We start from the raw sequence: 16126 nt of genomic DNA, 5'->3' as shown, positions 1-16126 counted from the left end.
TGACCTGCTTGCCAGCAATGTTGCTGCGCGCTCTTGCATGGAAAAAACCCAGTTGCGTGCTACTACGGCAAAGTTAAGTCAGGTCCCGTCGTGATGCCCAAACGCATAAAAGTCCTCGTTGTCGCCGAAGCGGCCAACCCCGAATGGGTCAGCGTCCCGCTGGTTGGCTGGTCGCTTGCCAATGCGCTGCGCGAGGTCGCGGACATTCATATTGTGACCCAAATCCGCAATCGCGATGCATTCCAACGGGCCGGCCTGGTCGAAGGTGTTGATTTCACCGCAATCGACAGCGAGGCCATTGCGGCCCCGATGTATAAAGCCGCCAACGTTCTGCGTATGGGGGCCGGCAAAGGCTGGACGACGCTGACCGCGATTGATGCGCTGACATACCCATATTTCGAACGGTTGGTATGGAAGAAATTCGGCAAAGATATCCGGGCCGGTGTCTATGATATTGTCCACCGAGTGACGCCACTGTCGCCCACGACCGCCTCACCTTTGGCATCAAAGGTTGCGCGGGCAGGCGTGCCTTTCATGCTTGGCCCGCTCAACGGGGGTGTGCCGTGGCCGCAAGGTTTTGATTCAGAACGCAGGCGCGAACGCGAATGGCTGTCCTATGTGCGCAGCGCCTACAAACTTAACCCCCAGCGCAGGCGCACATTGCGCAGCAGTGCCGCCATCATCGCCGGGTCACGCCACACGGCGAGCGAGCTGCCGGAATATGTGCAGGACCGTGTCATCTGGCTGCCCGAAAATGCCATCGACCAAACGCGCTTTAATCTTCTGTCTAAACAAGACATCTCTGGCCCGATCAAGGCTTGCTTTATTGGGCGGCTGGTCCCTTACAAAGGGCCCGACATGCTGTTGGAGGCGGCGGCAGAGCCGATGCGCGACGGACGGTTGACGCTTGATATGATCGGTGACGGCCCCATGCGCACAGCACTTGAGGCGCAGGCAAAAGAGCTTGGCATCAGTGAAGCAGTCACCTTCCACGGCAACCTACCCCATGAAGATGTGCAATCTGTTGCAGCAAAGGCCAACTTGTTGACCTTTCCGTCGATCCGCGAATTTGGCGGCGGCGTTGTGCTGGAAGCGATGGCGCTGGGCGTTGTGCCCATGGTCATTGACTATGCAGGACCTGGGGAATTGGTCACCGATGATGTGGGCTTCAAGGTGCCGATCGGCAGCAGGGCAGAGATTGTCGCCGCATTCGCGACCAAACTGGGCGAAATACTGGACGATCCCTCGGACTTGCCTGCAATCGCAAAGGCCGCGCATGCGCGCGTGCAGGATGCCTTTACCTGGCAGGCAAAGGCCCGTCAGGTTGCGCGGGTTTATCATTGGGTTCTGGAGGGTGGCGACAAACCGGTCCTGCTTTGAAGCGCTATCACGCGCGTCCGTATTTATCCTCGAACCGCACGATATCATCCTCACCCAGATAGCTGCCAGATTGTACTTCGATCAGGTCCAGTGGGATCTTGCCGGGATTCTCAAGAGCATGGATTTCTCCCAGCGGAATGTAAGTAGATTCATTTTCCGACAACAGGATCGTCTCCTCACCACGGGTGACTTTGGCACAGCCACGCACAACAACCCAGTGCTCGGCACGGTGATGGTGTTTTTGGACAGATAGTTTTGCGCCGGGGTTTACCGTGATCCGCTTGACCTGATGCCGATCGTCAATGTCGATGCTGTCGTATTTGCCCCACGGGCGATAGACAACGCGGTGATGTTCCAATTCGGGGCGACCTTCTGCCGTCATCTTTGCAACGAGCGCCTTGATCTCATCAATGCGGGCCTTGGGCGCGACAAAGACGGTATCTTTTGTCTCGACAACCACCATATCTTGCAAGCCCACCGCAGCGACCATACGGCTGCCGGCGTTGATATAGTTACCGGAACCGTTCAGACTGATGACGTCTCCGATTTCGCAGTTTCCATCGGCATCCTTCTCAGAGGCTTCCCAAAGCGCCGACCAGGATCCGATATCGCTCCAACCTGCGTCGATTGGCAGGACGGCGGCACTTTCGGTGTGTTCCATCACGGCATAATCGATGGATTCGTCAGGGCAGGCCAGGAATGCTGCTTCGTCAAACCGCAGGAAATCCATATCACCTGCTATGCCAGCAAAGGCGTCACGGCATGAGGTCGCAATGTTGGGGCGGAATTTCTCAAGTTCTTCCAGATAGCGGCTGGCACGGAACAGAAAGATGCCGCTGTTCCAGGAATAACCGCCCGCCGACAGATAGCCCTCTGCGGTGGCTAGGTCTGGCTTTTCGACAAAGGCATCGACAACAAAGGCATCGCTGCCCGCGATCGCATCACCAGCGCGGATGTAACCGTAGCCCGTTTCAGGCCGGGACGGCGTGATGCCAAATGTGACCAGCTTGCCGGATTGGGCCAGGGGCAAAGCCGCATTAACGGCCGCTGCAAACGCGGCTGAATCACTGATCTTGTGATCCGCAGGCATGACCAGCAGCACAGGATCGTCACCGTTTGACCCGGCCTGCAATGCGGCCAGCGTAATTGCGGGGGCCGTGTTGCGGCCCGCGGGTTCCAGAAGGATGCGCGCGCCGTCCTGTCCCATTTGCCGCATCTGCTCGGCCGCAAGAAAGCGGGTTTCCTCGTTGCAGATCACCAAAGGCGCCGCACAGGGCAGCCCTGCCATGCGTGCGACTGTCGCCTGCAGCATCGTCGTTTCACCATCAAGCGCGAGGTACTGTTTAGCATAGTGCTTGCGCGACAGCGGCCAAAGACGGGTGCCGGAACCGCCTGCCAATATGACCGGAAGAATAGCGAATGAAGAGCTTTCGGTTGTTTGGGTCACGAAAATACAACTCCTAATATACGCGTCATCGGCGCGGACACCAAAGTACCGTCAACCTTGACCTACAATAACCTCTATAGCGCGACTCGCCACGTCATATCCTTAGTTGAAAACGAAGAATCCCACCAGTTCGACTCATGAAGGTATGGAAAAGCTGACTTTAAGTAAGGCAGCAAACGCAACACACTGGTTCCAATACGGCGACAATATGAAAATATGGGTGTTATCATACACTTATTCGGCCGGAAAATTAATAAATTGTGAACGATTGGGACTATTTTTATGGCACCTTGGCCCTTATTATCAGTAAGCGTAGGCAGTGGCTGTTTGAAGTCAGTGTCATGTAACACATCGATTAGATGGAACGTCGGTTATACGTTCTTAGGTAAGGTTAGTGCCGCAATTCTTGGGCACATGTTGGTTAGAAACGAGTGAAAATTAATATGGCTACGAATTTTCCAAGTGCTTCCGAGCACACGAAATCACGTCCCATCACACCACAGATGCCGGAAGTCGGCGTTTATGAGATAGGCTTTAAGCGCCTGTTTGATGTTGTGTGTGTTGCTTTGGCGCTTCCCTTTATTGCGCCAATCATCGGCGTTCTGGCATTCTTTGTCTCTCGCGATGGCAGCAGCGCATTCTATCTGCAGGAACGTGTTGGCCGTAACGGGCGCATTTACCAAATCTGGAAACTGCGTTCGATGGTTGCGAATGCCGATCAGCAACTGCAGCGCCACTTGGACGAAAATCCTGAAGCGGCTGCTGAATGGGAGCTGACACAGAAGCTCAAGAATGATCCTCGGATCACGCCGCTTGGCCGCCTGCTGCGCAAAAGCTCACTGGATGAGCTGCCACAGCTTTGGAATGTGCTGATTGGTGACATGAGCCTTGTAGGCCCTCGCCCCATGATGCCGGAGCAGATCGATATGTACCCAGGCCGCGCTTACTATACGCAGCGCCCTGGTATTACAGGCAGCTGGCAGGTGTCAGAGCGGAATGAATCCAGCTTTGCTGATCGTGCGCGCTTCGATACCGACTATGTCGCAAGGTTGTCGTTTGTGAATGACATCAAACTGTTGTTCGCGACCTGCCGCGTTGTCGTCAAAGGAACCGGTTACTAAGCCGGTCCAACGCGACCTCTTTGCCAGCAAGTGCTGCATGCTCTTGCTGGCTGCCCGAACCAATAACTGCCGATATGAGCAGTGGTCGGCGTGTTATATCTGGCCGTTGCGCCCACTCTCATCGTTGCGCAAATGGGGCCGAAATAGTGAAAATGGCGGAAAATTGGCACGTAGCCGCCCTATTTGATGCGTATTAACGCTTTGATCAACGTGATTTAGCGTTACTATCATTACAGTGCTGGGGCGCAGTGTGCCCGTGTTCCGATTTAGTAAAAGGCCATGTCATGACCCGAATTACAACATTTCTAGGGCTTCTTCTGAGCCTCGTATTTTTGTCTACTATGACCGTCGCACAGAGTTACCGCGTCCAGCCGGGTGATACTCTCACCATCGAAGTGATCGAGGATTCCAGCCTGAACCGTTCGGTTCTGGTCACTCCCGACGGGCGCATCTCGCTGCCCGGCGCTGGCGTGCTCCGGGTAAGCGGGCGCACCATTGAGCAAATCCAGGCTGTCCTGGCTGAACGCCTGTCGCCAAACTTTGTCAGCCTTCCGAACGTCTTTGTCGGCGTATCTGCACTTGCACCAGAGGATGAAGATCCACCTGTGCGCAGTGTTTTCGTAGTGGGTGAAGCAACGAACACCGGTCTGGTCGAGGTGTCACCAGGCACAACACTGATGCAAACAATTGCCCAGTTCGGTGGTTTCACAAACTTTGCTGCGACCAAGCGTATCCAACTGCGCCGCGGTTCTGAAATCTATACGATTGACTATGAGCAAATTCTCAACGGCAGCAGCAACAACGGTGCAGTTGTCCTACGCGAAGGTGACGTCATCGTCGTGCCACAGCGCAAATTGTTCGAGTAGGTTAATCGCCCCAACGCGCCACTGGGGGGCGGTTGAATATGAGACACTTCAGTAACCTTCTTGTCCTGACCTGCCTTTGCCCATCCGTCGGTTTGGCGCAAGAGGCAGATCCGGGCGGCGTGTTCTTCACATTCGACTTCTCACAAGAATTCGAAGCTAGCACCGATAGTGATCTTGTCACAGAGGAGGTTGAAGACGGTCTTGTCAGCACAACGTCACTCGACTTTGAGGCGGTAACCGAGACCCGAACCCAGCGCCTTGCCTTCGAACTCGGGACCGATCTACGGATCGATGAGGACGACATCGTGTTGGATAGCAACACTGTCGGCCTGACCTATGCCCGGACAGGGGCGGATGCTGAATTTGAAGCCTCGCTCGCATTTCAGCGCGCCGATATCTCTTTCTTACGTGATATCACTGACTTCATTGGCGATGACGGCGTGATCGTTCTGCCTGATGATATTGATGAACTTACCGGGTCTGGTTTTCGGAACACATCAACATTCGCCACTTCCCTAAGTTGGAACGAAACGGCCCCTATCGGGTATTCGTTTGGCGTTGGTGTGGAAACCCTCCGCTATGAAGATGCAAGCACAGCGCTGGTAGATTCGGACATGGCCACTGTGGACGTCGGCGTACGGTTTGACCTGAGCGCAGTCATCACAGCAAATGTTGCCCTTGGGTTTGAGCGTCTTGAAGAAGACGGCGAAGCTGCGGAGAACACACAATCACTGTCAACGGCTTTGACCTTTGACCGGCCTCTGGGCGATTTGACCGCGCGTCTGACTGCAAGCCGCGATGATGATGGCGATACGTTCTGGGCCGCAGTTCTCGAACGCAGCTTTGCCGTTCCCGGTGGAAACTTCGAAGGTGCATTGGGTGTCGCAGAAGATGAAGTTGGCGACGCGCAAGTCACGGCCCGGCTGAGCTACGACAAAGATATACCCTCTGGCCTCGTCTCGGTCAGTGCAGAGCGTGACGTTGGCGCAGGAGCCGACAGCGGCACAACGACCCTGCAGGCAAGCTATGAGCGGGATCTTTCTCCGATCACCAATATCCGTTTCGGGTTTGATTTTGGCCAATCAGAAGAATTCGACAGTGACACGACAATCGCCACCGGCGGCGTGTCCATCAGATATGGATATGAGCTGACACCTCTGTGGGAACTAAACGTCGGCGCACGTGCCGATGCCCGCGACGATGACGGGCTGCGCACCAATAGCAGCACCATTTTCCTGTCGCTTGATCGCGTCTACTCTTGGCGCCCCTGAGAAAATTTATCCAAATCGCAGAAAAACCGGCAGATTCCCGCACAACTCGGACGGGTTACCTAGGGCAATGGGCTGAAAACAGCCTCATTGTATCTGTTTTGTAATCAAAGGGTTGGCGACTCCCTCAAAAACGCTATGTTTTTTCAAATAGACAAGTGAATCGATTGATTTTGCTAACAACGTTAAGGGTACGTTAACGAATTGAGTGCAGCGTCGTCAGAATAGAGACAAAGTTTCGCCTCTATTGTTTGGGACGGTCAGATACACGCGAAAAGTGAGTCGCGTCGTAAGAAGGCGAGCTAACAGGAGTAAGAATGCTCATTTTGTACATCATACTAGGAATTGCTTCCGGCTTGATTGCAGCCATAGCAGCCGTTGTTGCTGGCTCAAGCCTACTTTACGCATTCCTTGCTTATGTACTTGCTGGCATCGTTGGGACGGTCTTGTGCGTCCTCTGGTCACTTCTTCCAAGCCGTAGCCAGACTACCAAGAATGCGGTCACAATGCGTGGCTAACGGTCAGCACTTGCCGTAATCGGCGCCGTTTTGGCGCAACATAATCACTTAAATTCTATTCTTTGCATGGGCGTCTTAGCGGCCCGGCATGCGCTACCCAGACTGCGACGCACGTTCTGCGCGCTCGTCCCCGGTAGCCGACATATCGACCCCATCCAGATAGGCTGACAACGCCGCTCGGGCACCATCTTCCCAGATCAAATCGAGCCATCCCGCGAAAGCCTCTGCAAAGCCCGGTGCGCTTGCCAGATCGCCATAGATCTGGGTCATCATTAGCCACTTTTGCCTATCATCCCGTGCTGCGTTGGCGACATTCTGCAATGCTTCCCAATGCGGGTCATTTGCTGCGATCACCGATCCGTCCTCGCGGGTGCCAGCGCACATCCGCGCCCAAAGCGCCTCGACCAAGGCCAAGCCGTTCACAAGTGCGGCCGCTGACAATGCATCGCGCAGGATGGGCAACAAGAAACCGGGATGGCGCGATGACCCGTCAAATGCCACGCGCCGCGTTGTGTCGCGGATCTTGGGGTTTGCAAAACGGCGCTCTATCAATGCCAGATATTCGGCATTGGGCAGCCCCGCGACCGCATCCACATGCGGCAGCATCTCGGTCCGCTGAACCTTCTGGAAAAAGGCCGCGACTTGCGTGTCAGCCATACAGTCCGCAATTGTTGCAAGACCCAGAACTTCCCCCACATTCGCCAAAACCTGATGGCCTGCATTCAATATGCGGATTTTCATGCTCTCATAGGGATGCACGTCATTGGTCAATGTTGCACCGGCCTTTTCCCATGGCGGGCGACCATTGCAGAACTGATCTTCGATCACCCACTGGCGGTAGTTTTCATGTGTCACGGGGGCGGCATCGTCGATCCCAAGTTCGCGGACCAATGACAGCTCAGCGTCACCGGTCGCTGGCACGATGCAATCGACCATCGCGTCTGGAAAAGCCACGTTCTGGTCAATCCAATTGGCCAGATCGGGGTCGCTCAACCGCGCCAACCCGACAACCGTCTGCCGCAGGATCGCGCCATTGCCTTGCAAGTTGTCACAGCATTGTCCGGTGAAGGCCGGCAGGTCCGCATCACGCCGCGCCCGCAAGGCGGCAATCATTGCGCCGAATGCGGTTACGGGCGTCTCTGGCGACTTGGCATCATGGATGATGTCAGCATGGTTCAGGTCCAGCCCACCCGTCGGGTCAAGATAATACCCACCTTCGGTCACCGTCAGCGACACGATCCGAATAGCCGGATCAGACATCGCCTTGATCAAGGACGCATTGTTTTCTTCGACCGGCAGGAAATCAATCATTGATCCGATCACTTCGGCACTTGTGCCATTCGGATCCAATTCAACCAGCGTAGTCAGGCAATCCTGCGCCAGCAACCGATCACGCATCGCAGCATCGCCAGCCCGCACGCCTGCCCCGATAATCGCCCAATCATGGGCCAGCCCTTGCTGCATCAACCTGTGCAGATACCACGCCTGATGTGCCCGATGGAAATTCCCCAACCCGATGTGGACGATGCCCGGCGTCAGCGCCGAGCGATCGTAGGCAGGGCCAGAGATACCATCCGGCAAAGCAGAAAGCGTTGCATTGCAGAGTTTCATCAGCTCATCCAGTTTCCGCCGTCAACGTTGTAGGTCTGGGCCACGACATAGGCTGCATCATCACTGGCCAGAAACACCGCCATCCCCGTCAGATCTTCCGCCGTGCCCATGCGCCCAAACGGCACCGCCTCGCCAACCTCTTTTTTCTTTTGCCCCGGCGCTTTGCCCTCATATTTGGCAAAGAACGCATCCACACCATCCCAATGCTCGCCATCCACCACACCGGGTGCGATGGCGTTTACATTGATTCCATGTGCGATCAGGTTCTGCCCTGCCGATTGGGTAAGCGAAATGATGGCCGCTTTGCTGGCGCAATAGACAGCGACAAGGCTCTCGCCGCGCCGACCGGCCTGCGACGCCATGTTAATGATCCGGCCCTTGATGCCCCGTTCGATCATGTGTTTGGCAACGGCCTGTATGGTGAACAGCGCGCCAGCCACGTTGATATCAAAGACACGGTCAAAATCGGCGCGCTTAATCTCGACAATTGGGGCGGCGGAAAAGATCGCGGCGTTGTTGATCAGGATATCAATCTGGCCAAATGCCTTTACCGTATCGGCGACGCCTGCATCAATGCTGACTTGATCGGTCACATCCATCCTGACCGCAACGGCGCAATCGCCTATCTCTTTGTTGATTTTATCGGCGGCCTCTGTCGCGCGCTCAAAATCAACATCGGCCAAGGCCACTCGCGCGCCCTCGCGCGCATAGCGTTCTGCAAAGGCCAACCCGATGCCACGCGCGGCGCCTGTGATCAACGCGACTTTGCCATCGAGCCGTTTCATGCGATCCGCAACCCATCCGCGCCAAAGCGATGCAATTCATCGTTGCGTGGGTTCAGGTGGATCGTGTCGCCGTGTGTCAGGCTCACATCGCCAATCGCGCGAACTGTGATCGTTTCAGCCAGTCCAGTGTTGTGGATGTGAAAGAACGTGTCAGAGCCCAGATGTTCAGCCACGCCAACCGTACCTGTCCAAGTGCCACCGCTTTCGACCACATCAATATGCTCGGGCCGGATGCCGATCGTGGCCGCGTTGTGTTTGGCCGCTTCTTCGCCGTTGATAAGATTCATCTTGGGCGACCCGATGAAGCCAGCCACAAAGGTGTTGCGCGGTGTGCGGTACAGTTCCAGCGGCGAACCAACCTGCTCGATCACGCCCGCGTGCAGTACGACGATCTTGTCGGCCATGGTCATCGCTTCGACCTGATCGTGTGTGACATAGACCATCGTCGTCGCGAGCTTCTTGTGCAGTTCCGAGATTTCCATGCGCATGCCAACGCGCAGGGCCGCATCAAGGTTGGACAGCGGTTCGTCGAACAAAAACGCAGAGGGTTCACGGACAATCGCACGGCCAATGGCCACACGCTGACGCTGACCGCCAGACAACTGGCCCGGACGACGATCGATGTAGTCGGCAAGGTTCAGCACCTCGGCGGCTGCATTCACGCGGCGGTCAATCTCGGCCTTATCCATCTTGGCCATTCGCAACGGAAAAGCGATGTTCTTGCGCACCGACATATGCGGGTAAAGCGCATAGGACTGGAACACCATCGCGAGGCCGCGTTTCGCAGGCACCAGATCTGTCGCGTCAGTGCCGTCAATCTCGATATGTCCTGTTGTGATGTCCTCTAGCCCGGCAATCAAACGCAAAAGCGTCGATTTGCCGCAACCCGATGGGCCGACGAAGACGGTAAATTCGCCGTCTTCGATGGTGAGATCAAGAGGTGGAATGACCTGTACGTCGCCAAAAGACTTGGTCACCTGTTTAAGTTGGATCTGTCCCATTTGTCAGGTTCCTTATTTCACCGCGCCAAACGTCAGGCCGCGTACAAGTTGTTTCTGGCTGAACCAGCCAAGGATGAGGATCGGCGCAATCGCCATCGTCGAAGCCGCGCTGAGTTTCGCAAAAAACAGGCCTTCGGGGCTGGAGTAGCTGGCGATAAAGGCCGTCAGAGGGGCCGCGTTGACGGCTGTGAGATTGAGCGTCCAGAATGCTTCGTTCCAGGCAAGGATGAAGTTGAGCAACAGCGTCGATGCGATGCCCGGTACCGCCATTGGGGTCAGCACATAGATCAATTCTTGGCGCAAGGTGGCACCATCCATGCGCGCCGCTTCGAGGATCTCGCCGGGGATTTCCTTGAAGTAGGTGTAGAGCATCCAAACGATGATCGGCAGATTGATCAGCATCAGCACGACCACCAGACCAGCGCGGCTATCCAACAGGCCCAGCTCAATGAAGATCAGATAGATCGGATAAAGAACGCCGACCGCAGGCAACATCTTTGTTGAGAGCATCCAGAGCAGGATATCTTTGGTCCTCTTGGACGGCACGAATGCCATCGACCAAGCAGCGGGTACCGCGATGATGCAACCAAGGACAGTCGAAAGCCCTGCAATGATGATCGAGTTCCACAGGAACCGGCCATAGTCGGACCGCTCCATCACGATGCGGTAGTTTTCGAGTGTCCAGTCAAAGCCCAAAAAGATGGGTGGGGCTGCAATCGCCTCTGCTTCGGATTTGAAGCTGGTGAGGATCGTCCAGAGGATCGGAAAGAAGATCAGCAAGCCAATCGCCCAGGCGACCGTTGTGTTGATGAGCTTCCGGCGGGGGGTAACAGAACGTGCCATATTCTTAATCCAGGTTCTTACCAACGATCCGCATCAGGAAGATCGCGATAATGTTTGCAAGGATGATGGCGTAGACACCACCGGCGGAGCCGAGACCAACGTTCTGGCTTTCCAGAACCCGTTGGAAGATCAAATAAGACAGCGTGCGCGTTCCGAATGCACCACCCGTGGTCACGAAAATCTCGGCGAATATCGCAAGCAGGAAAATAGTCTGGATCAGGATCACGATGGTTATCGCGCGGCTAAGGTGTGGCAGAACGATGAACCAGAAACGCTTGAGCCACGGCGCGCCATCCATCTCGGCGGCTTCCAACTGCTCACTGTCGAGCGATTGCACGGCAGTCAGCAAGATCAGCGTGGCAAAGGGCAACCACTGCCAGCTGACGATCATGATGATCGAACCCATCGATGCATCCGAGAGCCAGCTAACGGGTTCAGCCCCGAAGAACCGCCAGAGATGGGCAAAGAGGCCGTTTACGGGGTCCATAAACATGTTCTTCCAGACCAGCGCGGACACCGTGGGCATGACGAAGAAGGGTGCGATAACAAGGATACGCACGACGCCTTGCCCCCAGATCGGTTGGTCCAGAAGAAGGGCGATCAGGATGCCAAAGATCACGGTAATAGCAAGAACGCCAAGGACAATGATCAGGGTTGTCTGCACAGCAGGCCAGAAAGAACTGGAACTGACGAAGCGGGTGTAGTTGTCGAATCCCGCCCAGCCCTGGTCGCCGCCTCGCAGCGGCAAATAGACCCGGAAAGAGAACCACAAAGTCATAATGAGAGGAACCAACATCCAGCCCAAGAGCAGGATCACAGCGGGTGCCATCATGATGCGGGCAGCGGACCTTGATGCTTTGGTAGCCATTTGGATGTACCTCCTCTGGTCACAGGCGGATTGATCTCACGCACTGTTTTCAGGTGACAGTATATTTGGAAAGGGTGGTAGCCCAAGGGGCGGCAAATTGTGCCGCCCCTTGGGTCAGGAGGAGTGCTTAGCGGTAGCCAGCAGCTTCCATTGCTTCGTTTGTGATCGCCTGGGCCTTCTCAAGAGCCTCTTCGATCGACTGCTGACCTGCGTAAGCGGCAGAGAATTCCTGGCTTACTTCGGTTGCAATGCCTGCAAACTCTGGGATCGCTGCGAACTGGATGCCAACGTATGGGCTTGGATCAACAGTAGAGTCTGTTGGGTCAGCCGACAGGATTGAGTCCAGCGTCATCTGTGCGAAAGGTACAGCTTGGTAGTCAGGGTTTTCGTACAAAGATGTACGTGCGCCCGGAGGTACGTTTGCCCAACCTTCGTTTGCAGCAACCTGCTCGATGTAGCCAGTACCTGTTGCCCATTCGATGAACTGCTTGGCTTCGTCAACCTGCTGTGTACCGGCAGGAATTGCGAGTGCCCAAGCCCAGAGCCAGTTGGAGCGCTTGCCCAAACCGTTGTCTGGTGCCAGTGCGAAACCAACGCTGTCAGCAACAGTTGAATCAGCACCAGTTACGAAGGATGCCGCAACAGTTGCGTCAATCCACATGCCGCACTTGCCTTGGTTAAACAGGGACAAGTTTTCGTTGAAACCGTTTGTTGCAAAACCAGCTGGGCCTGAGTCATCCATCATGTTCTTGTAGAAGTTCAGCGTGTCGGACCACTCACGAGTGTCGAACTGCGCGTTCCAATCTTCGTCGAACCAGCGTGCGCCGAAGGAGTTGGACATCGCAGTGATGAATGCACCACCTTCGCCCCAACCCGCTTTACCACGCAGGCAAACACCGTTGATGTCGTTGTCGCGGTCCGTCATTTCACGCGCCGCTTTGGCGATGAACGACCAAGAAGGCGCGGCTGGCATTTCCAGACCAGCAGCTTCCATCAGATCGGTGCGGTACATGATCATAGAGCTTTCACCATAGAATGGTGCAGCAAACAGCGTGCCATTGTACGACAGACCACCAGCCATTGCTGGAAGGATGTCGCCGGCGTCATACTCAGCTGACAGGTCGTCCAGAGGAACGAGCCAGTCGTTGGCACCCCAGATGGGTGTTTCGTACATGCCGATTGTCATGATGTCGAACTGACCACCGCTTGTGGTGATGTCGGTTGTAACGCGCTGACGCAGGACGTTCTCTTCGAGTGTGACCCACTCGACGGCGATGCCTGTCGCTTCGGTGAATTGATCGGTGTAGCCTTGCATGCGGATCATGTCGCCGTTGTTCACAGTCGCAATTGTGATTGTGGCAGAATGACCATCCGCGAATGCGCTTCCAGCCGTGATCAGCGACAATGCGGTCGCTGCACGAAGTGTGCTCTTAAGAGACATCCGTTTCCTCCCTAGATTGGATGTTATGGTGAACCAAGGCTAGTAAAACGAAGACGCGGCGTCAATAAAATCTTTACGCGCGGTAAGTTTTGATTAACCTATGCAGATTGTCGCATGATCAATTTTCCTTCAAAACGCGTGCTTTCCCAATCGCTTACAGAACCTTCAATGGCTTGAAACAGCGTCTCTACTGCATGTTGCGAAACGGCCTGATAGTCATGTGCAACTGTCGTCAAAGGCGGACAGGTGTAGCTTGAAAACGGATGACCATCCTGCCCTGCCACGCGAATCGCATCATCCTTCGTGCGCCCCACTCTAAGCCCTTCGGCATAGCAGGCCGCAAGCATACCAATGGCCAACCGGTCATTGCTGCACAGCACCGTATTGGTCTTGAACCGCCCATCAGCAAGCGCGGCCCGCCCACCTTGCATGCCAATCGCTTCAAAATCCCAGCCCTCACCCGGCACGGAAACAACTTGCGGCTCATACCCAAACTTTTCCATCGCGTTTAGATAGCTGGCACGCCTACGGTGCGCGTTGGGGTTGGCAGGCGTCTTCATCTCGAAAAAACAGGGCGGCTCGCCGGTCCGGCAAAGGTAATCTGTAATGAGTTCGGTGAACTGAAAGTTGTCAGAGCCCACAAAGGCGATGCCCAACTCATCCACGCTGCTGTCAAAGATCAGGGTTGGAACCTGCTTGCAGAACTTCTCAATCGCGGACTTGTCGGACGCTCGACCCAAAGGCGCTAAAAGGACCCCCGCAGGTTTCATCGACGCCAGCGTGTCGAGAATCTCGGTCTCCAACCGAGGATCACCGTGCGAACTGAATAGCGTGGGTCGATAACCTGCATCAATGCAGTGCTGCTCAATCGAGCGGGCAATCTCGGTAAAGAACGGGTCCGCCAGAAACGGCAGCACGATGCCTACATTCTTGGTCAGCTTACGGTTCTGGTTCATCGCATAGATGTTGGGACGATAGTCATGCTTCTCAATCGCCGCTTCAATCCGCTCGCGGGTCGAACTGCGCACACTGTCAGGGTCATTGAAATATTTTGAGATCGTCGGCCGGGAAATCCCGCTAATGGCCGCAAACTGCTCCATGTTCCTGATTTTACTGTCTGCCATGCTGCATCCTTCCGTCAGGCGCGCGACGATGCGCCTTGAACTTGACTCAGTGCATCATTTCTTGGCGCGCGCAAAAAATCAACTTTGCAGCGTTGCATTGTGCAAAGATTTTGGAACTTTCCAATGATTGCGCGGCTTAGAGTTGCTGCCGTTGGTAGAACCCATCACGCTATCCACATCATCGACAAATCCATTGCCGGAAATCCCTGCACATGGCATCGAGATATCAAATTCGGTTGTGCCGCGGCACCACGTCGTAGGCTTTCATCCAGAGGTCGACATATCGGCAGCCAAACTCAAGGACCTCTTGTTGTGACCAACACGCTTTATGATGCACTCTTTGCACCGCATGCCATCAACACGGCCACCTTTCTGGTAGGCGATGATGGTACAGAGGTCAGTTATGCCAGCTTTGTCCGTCGCGTGGCGCAACTGGCGCATGTGCTTCGGGATGCAGGGGTGCAACCGGGCGACAGGGTTGTCGTGCAAGCACCCAAACTGATGGACACGGTCGCTCTCTATGGTGCCACTGTGCAAACTGGTGCAGTCTATCTGCCGCTCAACACCGCCTATACACAAGATGAGGTCAGCTATTTCCTGGGTGACGCAGCACCGGCCTTGGTTGTCTGTGACGCAGCAGCCGAGGCAGAAGTTGCTGCGATTTGCCAAGACAGCACACCCGTTTTGACGCTCGCCCAAGACGGCAGCGGATCGTTGTCCGTGCAAGCGGATGGCAAGCCCACAACCTTTGAAACGGCAGCACGCGGGCCTGATGACCTTGCCGGATTGCTTTATACCTCAGGCACGACCGGACGCTCCAAGGGGGCCATGATGTCCCATAAGAACCTGCTGTCGAATGCCCAAACACTCACCGAACTGTGGCAGATCACGGCTCAGGACCGGCTGATACACGCGCTGCCCATCTTTCACACGCACGGATTATTTGTGGCGTTGAACACATCGCTGTTGGCAGGGGCAGAGGTGCGTTTCATGGCTGGTTTCGATCTCGACAAAGTGATGGCCGAAATCCCTGCATCGACATTGTTGATGGGCGTGCCGACATTTTATACCCGCCTGCTGGATGATGCACGGTTCGATCGGGATTTGACCCGAAACATGCGTTTGTTCATATCCGGCTCGGCCCCGCTATTGGCCGAAACCCACACTGCCTTTGCGGAGCGGACCGACCACCATATCCTTGAGCGTTATGGCATGACGGAAACAAATATGATCACCTCGAACCCCTACGATGGCGCGCGGATTGCCGGGACCGTTGGCCATGCGCTGCCTGATACCGAGGTCACAATCACCGAGAACGGCAAACCTGTCGCCGCAGGCCAAATTGGCATGATCGAAGTGCGCGGCAACAACGTGTTCCAGGGTTATTGGAAGATGCCGGAGAAGACGGCAGAAGAACTGCGCGACAATGGTTTCTTCATCACCGGCGATCTGGGAGTGAAGGACGCAGACGGGAGGATTTCCATCGTTGGCCGGCAAAAAGACCTGATCATTTCGGGCGGCTACAACATTTACCCCAAAGAAATCGAAGACGTCATCAACGACATCGACGGTGTGCTTGAAAGCGCTGTATTCGGTGTGCCGCATGCCGATTTCGGTGAAACTGTCCTTGCGGCTATTGTGCTTGAAGAGGCGTCACTTTCAATCGAAAGCATCGCAGCAACGGTTGCACCCCAACTGGCACGGTTCAAACATCCCAGACAATACATCATCATGGACGCGCTTCCGCGCAATACGATGGGCAAAGTGCAGAAGAACCTGCTGCGTGAAATCTATGCGCCGTAGATGATGACTGGTGCCGCTGATAGGACTCGAACCTACGACCCCATCATTAC

13 protein-coding genes are annotated in these 16126 nt (G+C 55.3%); 5 read left to right on the top strand and 8 right to left on the bottom strand.

The window, feature by feature from the left end:
- Window positions 1-93 precede the first annotated feature (93 nt).
- Window positions 94-1380, top strand: a complete 1287-nt coding sequence (locus tag DHN10_RS01160) for a glycosyltransferase family 4 protein (protein ID WP_108813421.1) — start codon at window positions 94-96, stop codon at window positions 1378-1380.
- 7 nt (window positions 1381-1387) lie between these two features.
- Here the strand turns inward: DHN10_RS01160 and DHN10_RS01155 are convergent, their stop codons facing one another.
- Window positions 1388-2827: a mannose-1-phosphate guanylyltransferase/mannose-6-phosphate isomerase gene (locus DHN10_RS01155; RefSeq protein ID WP_199910616.1), complete on the bottom strand. Its 1440-nt coding sequence runs from the start codon at window positions 2825-2827 to the stop codon at window positions 1388-1390.
- 443 nt (window positions 2828-3270) lie between these two features.
- On the opposite strand from DHN10_RS01155, the gene DHN10_RS01150 reads away from it, so the two are divergent.
- From DHN10_RS01150 to DHN10_RS01140, 3 genes are all read left to right on the top strand, one after another.
- Window positions 3271-3948 carry a sugar transferase gene (locus DHN10_RS01150; RefSeq protein ID WP_108813420.1) on the top strand — a complete coding sequence of 226 codons (678 nt, stop codon included), beginning with the start codon at window positions 3271-3273 and terminating at the stop codon, window positions 3946-3948.
- A gap of 284 nt (window positions 3949-4232) precedes the next feature.
- On the top strand, window positions 4233-4814 hold the full coding sequence (locus tag DHN10_RS01145) for a polysaccharide biosynthesis/export family protein (protein WP_108813419.1): 582 nt from the start codon (window positions 4233-4235) through the stop codon (window positions 4812-4814).
- 38 nt (window positions 4815-4852) lie between these two features.
- Entirely contained in the window at window positions 4853-6085 is a 1233-nt protein-coding gene (locus tag DHN10_RS01140) for a hypothetical protein (protein WP_108813418.1), read from the top strand.
- A 608-nt stretch (window positions 6086-6693) separates the two neighbouring features.
- Here the strand turns inward: DHN10_RS01140 and DHN10_RS01135 are convergent.
- The 7 genes from DHN10_RS01135 to DHN10_RS01105 all read right to left on the bottom strand — a co-directional run bounded on the left by DHN10_RS01135 (window position 6694) and on the right by DHN10_RS01105 (window position 14273).
- Window positions 6694-8211, bottom strand: a complete 1518-nt coding sequence (locus DHN10_RS01135; protein WP_108813417.1) for a mannitol dehydrogenase family protein — start codon at window positions 8209-8211, stop codon at window positions 6694-6696.
- Window positions 8211-8996 (bottom strand): L-iditol 2-dehydrogenase, encoded by a 786-nt coding sequence (locus tag DHN10_RS01130; protein WP_108813416.1) that lies wholly within the window; start codon window positions 8994-8996, stop codon window positions 8211-8213. Before DHN10_RS01130 ends, DHN10_RS01135 begins: the two co-directional genes overlap by 1 nt.
- On the bottom strand, window positions 8993-9997 hold the full coding sequence (locus tag DHN10_RS01125) for an ABC transporter ATP-binding protein (RefSeq protein ID WP_108813415.1): 1005 nt from the start codon (window positions 9995-9997) through the stop codon (window positions 8993-8995). The genes DHN10_RS01130 and DHN10_RS01125 overlap by 4 nt, the downstream gene beginning before the upstream one ends.
- A 12-nt stretch (window positions 9998-10009) precedes the next feature.
- Window positions 10010-10840 (bottom strand): carbohydrate ABC transporter permease, encoded by an 831-nt coding sequence (locus tag DHN10_RS01120; protein ID WP_108813414.1) that lies wholly within the window; start codon window positions 10838-10840, stop codon window positions 10010-10012.
- Window positions 10841-10844: 4 nt separating this feature from the next.
- A complete protein-coding gene (locus DHN10_RS01115; RefSeq protein WP_108813413.1) occupies window positions 10845-11708 on the bottom strand; it encodes a carbohydrate ABC transporter permease in 864 nt (287 codons plus the stop codon).
- A 127-nt stretch (window positions 11709-11835) separates the two neighbouring features.
- Window positions 11836-13149 carry an ABC transporter substrate-binding protein gene (locus DHN10_RS01110; RefSeq protein ID WP_108813412.1) on the bottom strand — a complete coding sequence of 438 codons (1314 nt, stop codon included), beginning with the start codon at window positions 13147-13149 and terminating at the stop codon, window positions 11836-11838.
- A gap of 98 nt (window positions 13150-13247) precedes the next feature.
- Window positions 13248-14273 carry a LacI family DNA-binding transcriptional regulator gene (locus DHN10_RS01105; protein WP_108813411.1) on the bottom strand — a complete coding sequence of 342 codons (1026 nt, stop codon included), beginning with the start codon at window positions 14271-14273 and terminating at the stop codon, window positions 13248-13250.
- Window positions 14274-14585: 312 nt separating this feature from the next.
- On the opposite strand from DHN10_RS01105, the gene DHN10_RS01100 reads away from it, so the two are divergent.
- Window positions 14586-16076, top strand: a complete 1491-nt coding sequence (locus DHN10_RS01100; RefSeq protein ID WP_108813410.1) for an AMP-binding protein — start codon at window positions 14586-14588, stop codon at window positions 16074-16076.
- Window positions 16077-16126 lie beyond the last annotated feature (50 nt).

The organism is Loktanella sp. Alg231-35 (assembly GCF_900143545.1).
Classification (GTDB): domain Bacteria; phylum Pseudomonadota; class Alphaproteobacteria; order Rhodobacterales; family Rhodobacteraceae; genus Yoonia.
The sequence above is the reverse complement of the archived record's forward strand: the minus strand, read 5'-3'. Positions and strand labels throughout refer to the sequence as shown.